Below are 9,497 nucleotides of genomic sequence, written 5' to 3'. Positions count from 1 at the left end.
ACGAGATCAGCCTCGGTCTCGTGGGCTCGGAGATGTGTATAAGAGACAGCCCTAGCACCCCCACCCCGCGCAGACACGATTTCCCCGCACAGCCGTACCCCTTTCGGGTTCCGAAACCCCCACCCCACAGCACACCCCCCGCACACGCACCAGGCTGGTGACCCCGTCCGCCCACCGGAGGTCACCACCCATGCGCACCCCGCCGCCCCTCGCCGGGGGCGCCCAAGGCCCCGACGCCCTCCAGCCGCTGCTCACCACCGCCCTGGACGCCCTGCGCGAGGGCGCGGCAGCCCGCGGCGGCCCCCTCCCGCCCGGCGGCCCCACCACCGTCGCCGCCCGCGTCCACGAAGCCGCCACCCCCCTCCTGCCCCACCACGGCACCGGCGCCAAGACCGCCCTGCGCACCCTCGTCCACGCCACCGCCCAAGGCGCCGCCGACCCCGCCGAACCCCTCTGCGCGGCCCACCTGCACTGCCCGCCCCTCGCCCTCGCCGCAGCCGCCGACCTCGCCGCGTCCGCGCTCAACCCCTCCCTCGACTCCTGGGACCAGGCCCCCGCCGCCTCCGCCCTCGAAGCCCTCCTCACCACCACCCTCGCCACCGAGGTCCACGGCCGCGGCGACGCCCTCGTCACCACCGGCGGCACCGAGTCCAACCAACTCGCCCTGCTCCTCGCCCGCGAACACGCCACCGCCCACGGCCGCACCCTGCGCATCCTCACCGGCGCCAACGCCCACCACTCCCTGCACCGCGCCGCCTGGCTCCTCGGCCTGCCCGCCCCCATCACCCTGCCCACCCCCACCGGCACCCTCGACCCCGCCACCCTCGCCACCGCCCTCACCACCCACACCACCGACACCACCGACCTCCTCGTCACCGCCACCGCCGGCACCACCGACGCAGGACTCATCGACCCCCTCACCGCCATCGCCGACCTGTGCGCCACCCACGGCGCCCGCCTCCACGTCGACGCCGCCTACGGCGCCGGACTCCTCTTCAGCGACACCCACCGCCCCAAACTCCACGGCCTCGACCGCGCCCACAGCGTCACCCTCGACCTGCACAAACTCGGCTGGCAACCCGCCGCAGCCGGAATCCTCACCCTCCGCGACGCCACCGACACCCACCCCCTCACCCACCGCGCCGACTACCTCAACGCCGACGACGACACCGAAGCAGGCCTCCCCGACCTCCTCGGCCGCTCCCTGCGCACCACACGGCGTCCCGACGCACTCAAGATCGCCGTCACCCTCAAGGCACTCGGCCGCACCGGCCTCGGCGCCCTCGTCGACCACGTCTGCGACCAAGCACGCCACCTCGCCGACGAAATCACCGCCCACCCCCACTTCGACCTCTACGCCACCCCCACCATCAGCACCGTCCTCTTCCGGCCCACCCACGCCGACGACGACCACATCGCACACATCCGCCGCAAACTCCTCCACGACGGCACCGCCGTCCTCGGCCGCGCCCAACTCGACGGCCGCCGCTGGCTCAAAGCCACCCTCCTCAACCCGCACACCACCCCCGACGACCTCACCACCCTCCTCAAGCTCGTGGAAGGAACCAGCCCCCGATGACCCCGTCCCGCCCACCAGGCACCCCCGACAAGCCCACCCAGGCACCCACCACCCCCGACAACCCCCGCGACCTGGTCGGCATCGGCATCGGCCCGTTCAACCTCTCCCTCGCCGCCCTCGCCCAACCCCTCGACCTCGACACCGCCTTCTACGAACAACGCCCCGCCTTCCACTGGCACCCCGGCCTCCTCCTCGACGGCGCCACCCTCCAAGTCCCCTTCCTCGCCGACCTCGTCACCCTCGCCGACCCCGCCAACCCCTGGTCGTTCCTCAACTACCTCAAGACCCGCGAACGCCTCTACCCCTTCTACTTCGCCGAGCGCTTCCACATCCAGCGCGCCGAATACGACGCCTACTGCCGCTGGGTCAGCGACAACCTCCCCCGACTCCACTACGGCCACCAGATCGACGCCGTCCGCTGGAACCCCGAACGCGACCTGTTCGACGTCGACTTCACCCAACTCGACGCCGACGGCGAAGCCGAAGCCCTCGGCCGCACCCACGCCAAGAACATCGTCCTCGGCATCGGCACCGCCCCCCACATCCCCGAACCCCTCAAACCCCTCGCCGACGCCCCCACCGTCCCCGTCATCCACGCCGCCGACTACCTCCTGCACCGCGACCGCTTCCTCACCGCCGACCACATCACCGTCATCGGCTCAGGACAGTCAGGCGCCGAAGTCTTCCTCGACCTCCTCCGCCACCGCCCCCCGGGCGCCGAAAAACTCCACTGGCTCGCCCGCACCCCCGCCTTCGCCCCCATGGAGTACTCCAAACTGGGCCTCGAACACTTCACCCCCGACTACACCCGCTACTTCCACGCCCTGCCCGAAACCGTCCGCGACCAGCTCGTCCCCGGCCAGTGGCAACTCCACAAAGGCATCGACGCCGACACCATCGCCGCCATCCACGACGAGCTCTACCAGCGCACCCTCCACGGCGGCTGGCCCGACGCCGTCCTCACCCCCGGCGTCAACGTCCGCACCGCAGGACGCGTCGCCACCACCCGCGTCGAACTCCACCTCGAACACGTCGAACAAGGCACCCGCTCCCGCCTCACCACCGACGCCGTCATCCTCGCCACCGGCTACCGCGAACGCCCCCTCGGCCGACTCCTCGCCGGACTCGACCCCTACCTGCGCCGCGACGCCTCCGAACGCCCCCGCATCGACGAACACCACCGCCTCGTCCTCGACCCCTCCATCACCGGCAGCATCTACGTACAGAACGCCGAACGCCACACCCACGGCGTCGGCGCCCCCGACCTCGGCCTCGCCGCCTGGCGCAGCGCCGGCATCCTCAACTCCCTCACCGGCAAAGAGCCCTACCCCCAGCCCCAGCGCACCGCCTTCACCCAGTTCGGACTCACCCCACCGGCGCACCGCGCCACCCCCCGCCCCGGCGGAGAACAACGCGGCACCCTCGTCCACCTGAAGAACTGACCCCTCAGAGCCCACAGACCCCGCAGGCCCCGAGAGCCTCAGCCACCCGCCACCTCAGCCAACGCACCCACCGGCGCCACCACCCGCCCCGACCGCGGACACGACCACACCGCCACACTCCCGACCACCCGCGCAACCAACGGATGACCCAGCGGATGGTCGGGACACTCCGGCCACGTCGCCGGCAACAACCGCGCCGCCAACGCCTCCACCGCCCAGTCCTTCACCTGCTCCGCCAACTCCGCCACCTGCTCCGCGGGAACCACCCCCGCAGGCACCGAAACCCCCACCCCGGAACCATCCGGCTCATACAGCATCACCAGCGGATCCCCGTCGAAATCCACCTCCTCCCGCACGATCGGCTGCACCGCACACGTCGCCGACAGATCACGCCGCACCACAGCCAACGCGGCGGCAAGGTCCTCATTCATCGCGGCCGACCCCACCTCAGAACACCGGAGTCCCCGCACGCGTCAACCGCCAGTCCACCCGCGCGAACTCCGCCGGATCGACCGTGCCCTTCGCCTTCACCCACGCGATGATCGTGTTACGGATCTCATCCGAATTCACCCACACCTGCTTCGCCTTCGCCACATGCGGGAAATTCCCCCCACCACTCGCCCGATAGTTGTTCACCGCCAACACGAACTCAGCCGCCGGATCCACCTCCTTGCCGTCGAACCGCAACCCCACGATCCGCGAACCCACCGGCTGCGCGATGTCCACGTCGTACGACACCCCGTACAACGCGTCATAGTTGTAATCCGGAACACCCTCCGCATTCGTCAGCTTCGCCGGATCCACCGGCACACCCGGAGCCGTCCGCACGTAATAGCGCGCCGAGAACTCCAGATAGTCCTTCAACTGCGCACCCGTGAGAACCCGCGCCTCCAACGTGTTCTCGAACGGATACAGACCCGCCGCGTCCCGGATCGTCACCTCACCCGCGGGAATCCCCGCCGTCCGCGAGAAACACGACGCCTGCGACAACACCGGCAACTTCGCATACGCCCCGCCCGCAAGCGCCGCCCGCACCGTCTCCGCCTGCACATGACTGATCAGATCAATGATCGGCACATCCTTGTACGGACCCTCCGCCGTACTCATCGCCGCCTTCGACGTACCGATCACCTGATTGACGTACGCCACCACCTTCCGGTGCTCACCCGCCAACAACCGCGTGATCCGCCCGTCCTCCGCCACCGCGTTGGAGTTCAGGACCTTCGCCCCCACCCTCTCCACCCGCCAACGGCCCTTCGACCACACCACGCCGAAGTCGAACAACGTCAACCGCTGACCCCACTTCAACGGCTCCGACAACACGACCTTCTTACCCGTCGCCTTGTTCTCGACCAGATACTCCGGAATCTCCGTGTGCGCATGCCCCACCAGAATCGCATCGATCCCCGGCACCTGCTGCGCCACCAACGCCGCCGCGTTCTCCACATACGGCAACTGATCCCCGTACGACGACGTACCGCTCGACCCCGAATGCGCCGACACGATCACCACATCCGCACCCATCGAGCGCAGCCTCGGCACCCACTTCGCCGCCTGCTCCTCAAGACCCGGAAACGTCATCTTGCCCTGCACATGCGCCTTGTCCCAGATCGCGATCCCCGGATTCGTCAGACCGAGCACCGCGACCCGCACATCCCGGCCGTGCGGCGTACGCAACCGATGCATGCTGTACGGCGGAAAAGCAGGACGCTGCGACTTCGCATCCAACGCGTTCGCCCCGAGCAGCGGGAAATCACACTGCTCCTGGAACTTCCGCAACACCGGAATCCCGTAGTTGAACTCATGGTTCCCGAGCGCCGCCGCGTCGTACCCGATCGCGTTCATCGCCTGCGCCATCGGATGCACCGGACCCCGCGCAGCCGTGATCGGATCGACCTTCGCGTAGTAGTACGACAACTGCGTACCCTGAATCGTGTCACCCGCGTCGATCAAGAGCGTATTGCGACGCCCCTTCTCCGCCCGGACCTGCGACACCAACGTGGATATCTTCGCCAGGCCCACATCGTTGTGGTCCTTGTCGTCGAACTCCCGGTCCGTGAAGTAATCCCAGTTGAAGACGTTCCCGTGCAGGTCCGTCGTCCCCATCACCGTGAACGAATACCGCCTCGGCTCCTTGCCCGGCCGAACGGCGGGCGCCGCCTCGGCCGACACCGCGGGACCCGCGAGCGCCACCCCCGCCCCCGCAGCGGCGGAACTCCCCAGGAACGACCTTCTGTCGAGCGGCATTGCGACTCCCTCATGAACCTTCGTGAACTGCGCGCGCTGGCGACGCGCGTAGATTCTGGCCCAGGAGACCCCGACGACAACACCCCCACGAGGTTTCGATCCGATGACCACCCCAGACCCCGCCCCAGTGCCACAGTGGACCCCATGACCACCCACGAACAGACACCCACGAGCCCCTACGCCACCCCCGACGCACCCCGCCTCGCCGTCCGCGGAGAAGCCCACCTCGAAGTCGACCCCGAAATCGCCCGCATCGGCATCACCGTCAGCGCCCGCGGCACCGACCGCCGCGACGCCCTCACCGACCTCACCCGCCGCAACAACGACGTCATCAACCTCGTCAAAACCTACGGCGAAGCCGTCGAACGCATCGAAACCGGCGCCTTCTCCATCACCCCCGAACTCACCAAACGCGGCAAGGGAGAACGCGTCCGCACCTACCACGGCCGCGTCCACATCAGCGCCGAACTCACCGACTTCACCGCCCTCGGCGAACTCACCACCCGCATCGCCGACCTCGACCTCACCCACGTCGACGGCCCCTACTGGTCCCTGCGCCCCACCTCACCCGCCCACCGCACCGCCCGCCAGCAAGCCGTCAAAGAAGCCGTCCAACGCGCCCGCGAATACGCCGAAGCCCTCGGCACCACCCTCGACGCCCTCATCGAACTCGCCGACATCGGCGCCGACAACACCCCCCAATACGGCTACCCCGCACCCCCCGGAATGGCCCGCGCCGCCTTCGCGGGCGCCCCCGAAGCCGCCGCACCCCTCGACCTCGAACCCCAACGCCAGTCCGTCTACGCACAGGTCAACGCACGCTTCACCATGAACCCACCCCAACTCTGAGCCACCCACACCACTCCGACGACCCTTGAACACGCTCATCAGAGCGCGCCCGCGCACACTTCAACAGTTGTCAAAAGCCTTTCACCCAACGGTTGTTGAGTAGTCACGCCCAACCAATCCACTACCGACCAGTAAGGCCTACTGTCGAAGACATGCGCCGAGCGAAAATCGTTTGCACCCTGGGACCCGCCACCGACACCTACGACCAGATCAAGGCCCTGGTCGAAGCCGGAATGGACGTGGCACGCTTCAACCTCAGCCACGGCACCTACGCCGACCACGAGGACCGCTACCAGCGCGTGCGCAAGGCCGCCGACGAGACCGGCCGCAGCGTCGGCATCCTCGCCGACCTTCAAGGCCCGAAGATCCGCCTCGGCCGTTTCACCGAAGGCCCCGTACTCCTCGAACGCGGCGACGAGTTCACCATCACCGTCGAACCCGACACCGCAGGCGACCGCCACATCTGCGGCACCACCTACGCCGGCCTCGCCGACGACGTCACCACCGGCGAACGCATCCTCGTCGACGACGGCAAAGTCACCCTCGAAGTCACCGCCGTCGACGGCCCCCGCGTCACCACCACCGTCATCGAAGGCGGCATGGTCTCGGACCACAAAGGCCTCAACCTCCCCGGCGTCGCCGTCTCCGTCCCCGCCCTCTCCGACAAGGACGAAGCCGACCTCCGCTGGGCCCTGAACACCGGCTTCGACGTCATCGCCCTCTCCTTCGTCCGCAGCGGCCGCGACATCGACGACGTCCACCGCATCATGGACGAGGAGAACCGCCGCCTCCCCGTCATCGCCAAGGTCGAGAAGCCCCAAGCCGTCGACGCCATCGACGACATCGTCGCCGCCTTCGACGGCATCATGGTCGCCCGCGGCGACCTCGGCGTCGAAATGCCCCTGGAACAGGTCCCCATCGTCCAGAAGCGCGCCGTCAAACTCGCCAAGCGCAACGCCAAACCCGTCATCGTCGCCACCCAGATGCTCGACTCGATGATCGACAACTCCCGGCCCACCCGCGCCGAGGCCAGCGACGTCGCCAACGCGATCATCGACGGCACCGACGCCGTCATGCTCTCCGGCGAGACCAGCGTCGGCAAATACCCCATCGAGACCGTCCGCACCATGGCCCGCATCGTCGAAGCCGCCGAAGAAGACATCCTCGCCAAGGGCCTCCCACCCCTGACGGACCGCAACAAGCCCCGCACCCAGGGCGGCGCCGTCGCCCGCGCCGCCGCCGAGATGGGCGACTTCCTCGGCGCCAAGTTCCTCGTTGCCTTCACCCAGTCCGGCGACACCGTCAAGCGCCTCTCCCGCTACCGCTCCCCGATCCCCCTCCTGGCCTTCACTCCCGACCCCGCCACGCGGTCCCAGCTCAACCTCACCTGGGGCGTCGAGACCTTCCTCGGCCCGCACGTCGACTCCACCGACGCGATGGTCGCCCAGGTCGACGAGCACCTCCTGAAGATCGGCCGCTGCCAGGCGGGCGACACGGTCATCATCACGGCGGGCTCCCCGCCCGGAGTCTCCGGCTCCACGAACCTCGTCCGCGTCCACCACATCGGCGAGACCTCCCGCTGACCGGGGCGCTCAGTACTTCGGCCCGACGTACACGTCCATGAGGGCTACGGAGGCCTTGCGGGCGATGGATATGTTGAGTGGTGCGGTGCCTCGGGCGAGGCTCGTCCACCCGACTCCGACCTTGTCGAGGGTGTCGGTGAACAGCTTCCGGATGTCATCGGACTTGTTGGTGAAGAAGTACCGGGGGTACTCATAGCGCTTCCGCTCACCCGCGACGACCCGGGTGGTCCAGTTCGTGGCCCGACACCCGTCGGAGTGGATGAGCCCCCGGATGAATTCCCAGGGGCGAGCGTCGACGATGTCCTGTTGCCAGGATTCGAGAGCGATGGTTCGTTCGTGCTTCTTGCCGGGACCGTGCTGCGGGAACAGGCAGGTCCAGTGCGGGCTGTATCCGACCACGGAGACGTAGCCCACCGCCTGCACCCGGCAGGACTTCCCCTTGGGGTTCACGGCCTCCACTGCCGCAGCGCATTCCTCGATGAGTCCGGGCCAGGCATCGGCGCATGCGATACGGAGGAAGTAGCCGGATCGGGCGCCAGGGCTGATGCAGCCGTCTCCGAAGTAGAGGCCCAGGAGGTAGGCGTACATCGCTGTGTCCGGGGGATCGGTGGGGGCAGGGGCGCACCGTGCGCAAGGCTCTTGCCGGATGCGCGGTAAAGGGTCGATACGCGACTTCCAAGAGCGAATCGCTGCTCGCGAGATCCCGGTTTCCTTGCTGACGGAGTTCAGACTCCGGCCCTGCGCCACCAGCGCTAGCGCGTGCTTGCGTGTGCCCATGTCGTACATGCGGCCGATCCTGACGGCGCCGCGCATGGGGCGAGTGAATTCGAAGGCGCGTTCACTGCCAGGAGTGAAGATCGCCAATCGTGCTAGCGCCTTCGATCTGAAGGTAAAGTGCCCCGGGTGGGATTCGAACCCACACTGAATACCTTTTGAGGGTATCGTCTCTACCGATTGGACTACCGGAGCTTCTTCGAACCGAAGGTTAGCTTACCCCCTCGGTGCCTCAAACATACAGGAGCTAGGTAGGCTCGGGGCAAGCAACAACTTGCCCCGTCCCGAGGAGCCCCCGTGACCCCGCCCGAGTCGCCCAAGGCCGTAGACGCGTCCGACGACAAGTCGCACGTCCCGCCCCTGACGACCCGTGTCGTCATCGCTGAGGACGAGGCGCTGATCCGTCTCGACCTCAAGGAGATGCTGGAGGAGGAGGGCTACACGGTCGTCGGCGAGGCCGGTGACGGTGAGACCGCGATCGAGCTGGCCCGGGAGCACAAGCCCGACCTGGTGATCCTGGACGTGAAGATGCCCGTCCTGGACGGGATCTCCGCGGCGGAGAAGATCGCCGAGGAGTCGATCGCCCCGGTGCTCATGCTGACGGCGTTCTCGCAGAGGGACCTGGTGGAGCGTGCCCGGGACGCGGGCGCGATGGCGTACCTGGTGAAGCCGTTCAGCAAGAGTGACGTCGTACCGGCGATCGAGATGGCGGTGTCGCGGTTCACGGAGCTGAAGACGCTGGAGCAGGAGGTCGCGGACCTCACGCAGCGCCTGGAGACGCGGAAGCTGGTGGACCGGGCGAAGTCGATCTTGCAGACGGAGTACGGCCTGACGGAGCCGGCGGCGTTCCGGTGGATCCAGAAGACGTCGATGGATCGTCGTCTGTCGATGCAGCAGGTGGCGGAGGCGGTCATCGAGGACGCCGAGGAGAAGAAGGCGTCGAAGGGCTGAGAGCGGCCCCCACCGGCGGGAAGCCGGAGGGAAGACCGCGGCGAGGGCGGTCACCCCACATCGGGGTGACCG

General features: G+C 68.2%; 8 protein-coding genes and 1 tRNA gene. 5 read left to right on the top strand and 4 right to left on the bottom strand.

What is annotated here, in order from left to right; genetic code table 11:
- Positions 1-190 precede the first annotated feature (190 nt).
- On the top strand, positions 191-1,579 hold the full coding sequence (locus tag IG74_RS0128690) for a pyridoxal phosphate-dependent decarboxylase family protein (protein ID WP_030683249.1): 1,389 nt from the start codon (positions 191-193) through the stop codon (positions 1,577-1,579).
- A complete protein-coding gene (locus tag IG74_RS0128685; protein ID WP_030683247.1) occupies positions 1,576-3,021 on the top strand; it encodes a lysine N(6)-hydroxylase/L-ornithine N(5)-oxygenase family protein in 1,446 nt (481 codons plus the stop codon). The genes IG74_RS0128690 and IG74_RS0128685 overlap by 4 nt, the downstream gene beginning before the upstream one ends.
- A gap of 38 nt (positions 3,022-3,059) precedes the next feature.
- On the opposite strand, the gene IG74_RS0128680 is transcribed toward IG74_RS0128685, so the two are convergent.
- Both IG74_RS0128680 and IG74_RS0128675 read right to left on the bottom strand, forming a co-directional pair.
- Complete coding sequence (locus IG74_RS0128680; RefSeq protein WP_030683245.1) at positions 3,060-3,452, bottom strand: hypothetical protein; 393 nt, start codon at positions 3,450-3,452, stop codon at positions 3,060-3,062.
- Positions 3,453-3,468: 16 nt separating this feature from the next.
- Positions 3,469-5,268, bottom strand: coding sequence for a bifunctional metallophosphatase/5'-nucleotidase (locus IG74_RS0128675; protein WP_030683243.1), 1,800 nt, complete (start codon positions 5,266-5,268; stop codon positions 3,469-3,471).
- Positions 5,269-5,412: 144 nt separating this feature from the next.
- On the opposite strand from IG74_RS0128675, the gene IG74_RS0128670 reads away from it, so the two are divergent.
- Complete coding sequence (locus IG74_RS0128670) at positions 5,413-6,117, top strand: SIMPL domain-containing protein (RefSeq protein WP_030683241.1); 705 nt, start codon at positions 5,413-5,415, stop codon at positions 6,115-6,117.
- Positions 6,118-6,269: 152 nt separating this feature from the next.
- Complete coding sequence (gene pyk / locus IG74_RS0128665; protein ID WP_030683240.1) at positions 6,270-7,700, top strand: pyruvate kinase; 1,431 nt, start codon at positions 6,270-6,272, stop codon at positions 7,698-7,700.
- A gap of 9 nt (positions 7,701-7,709) precedes the next feature.
- Here the strand turns inward: pyk and IG74_RS0128660 are convergent, their stop codons facing one another.
- Positions 7,710-8,486 carry a helix-turn-helix domain-containing protein gene (locus IG74_RS0128660; protein ID WP_030683239.1) on the bottom strand — a complete coding sequence of 259 codons (777 nt, stop codon included), beginning with the start codon at positions 8,484-8,486 and terminating at the stop codon, positions 7,710-7,712.
- Between the two features lie 109 nt (positions 8,487-8,595).
- Positions 8,596-8,669 (bottom strand) — tRNA-Leu (locus IG74_RS0128655).
- A 102-nt stretch (positions 8,670-8,771) separates the two neighbouring features.
- Here IG74_RS0128655 and IG74_RS0128650 point away from each other — a divergent pair.
- Entirely contained in the window at positions 8,772-9,425 is a 654-nt protein-coding gene (locus IG74_RS0128650; RefSeq protein WP_030683237.1) for an ANTAR domain-containing response regulator, read from the top strand.
- Positions 9,426-9,497 lie beyond the last annotated feature (72 nt).

It is taken from the genome of Streptomyces sp. NRRL B-1347 (assembly GCF_000720325.1).
Classification (GTDB): domain Bacteria; phylum Actinomycetota; class Actinomycetes; order Streptomycetales; family Streptomycetaceae; genus Streptomyces.
This window is presented reverse-complemented; position numbering and strand designations above follow the sequence as displayed.

What these genes read in the sequence shown, in the direction of transcription:
- IG74_RS0128660 (WP_030683239.1), bottom strand. Translation starts at nt 8,486, where the DNA reads ATGTACGACATGGGCACACGCAAGCACGCGCTAGCGCTGGTGGCGCAG.
- IG74_RS0128680 (WP_030683245.1), bottom strand. Translation starts at nt 3,452, where the DNA reads ATGAATGAGGACCTTGCCGCCGCGTTGGCTGTGGTGCGGCGTGATCTG.
- pyk (WP_030683240.1), top strand. Translation starts at nt 6,270, where the DNA reads ATGCGCCGAGCGAAAATCGTTTGCACCCTGGGACCCGCCACCGACACC.
- IG74_RS0128690 (WP_030683249.1), top strand. Translation starts at nt 191, where the DNA reads ATGCGCACCCCGCCGCCCCTCGCCGGGGGCGCCCAAGGCCCCGACGCC.
- IG74_RS0128670 (WP_030683241.1), top strand. Translation starts at nt 5,413, where the DNA reads ATGACCACCCACGAACAGACACCCACGAGCCCCTACGCCACCCCCGAC.
- IG74_RS0128675 (WP_030683243.1), bottom strand. Translation starts at nt 5,268, where the DNA reads ATGCCGCTCGACAGAAGGTCGTTCCTGGGGAGTTCCGCCGCTGCGGGG.
- IG74_RS0128685 (WP_030683247.1), top strand. Translation starts at nt 1,576, where the DNA reads ATGACCCCGTCCCGCCCACCAGGCACCCCCGACAAGCCCACCCAGGCA.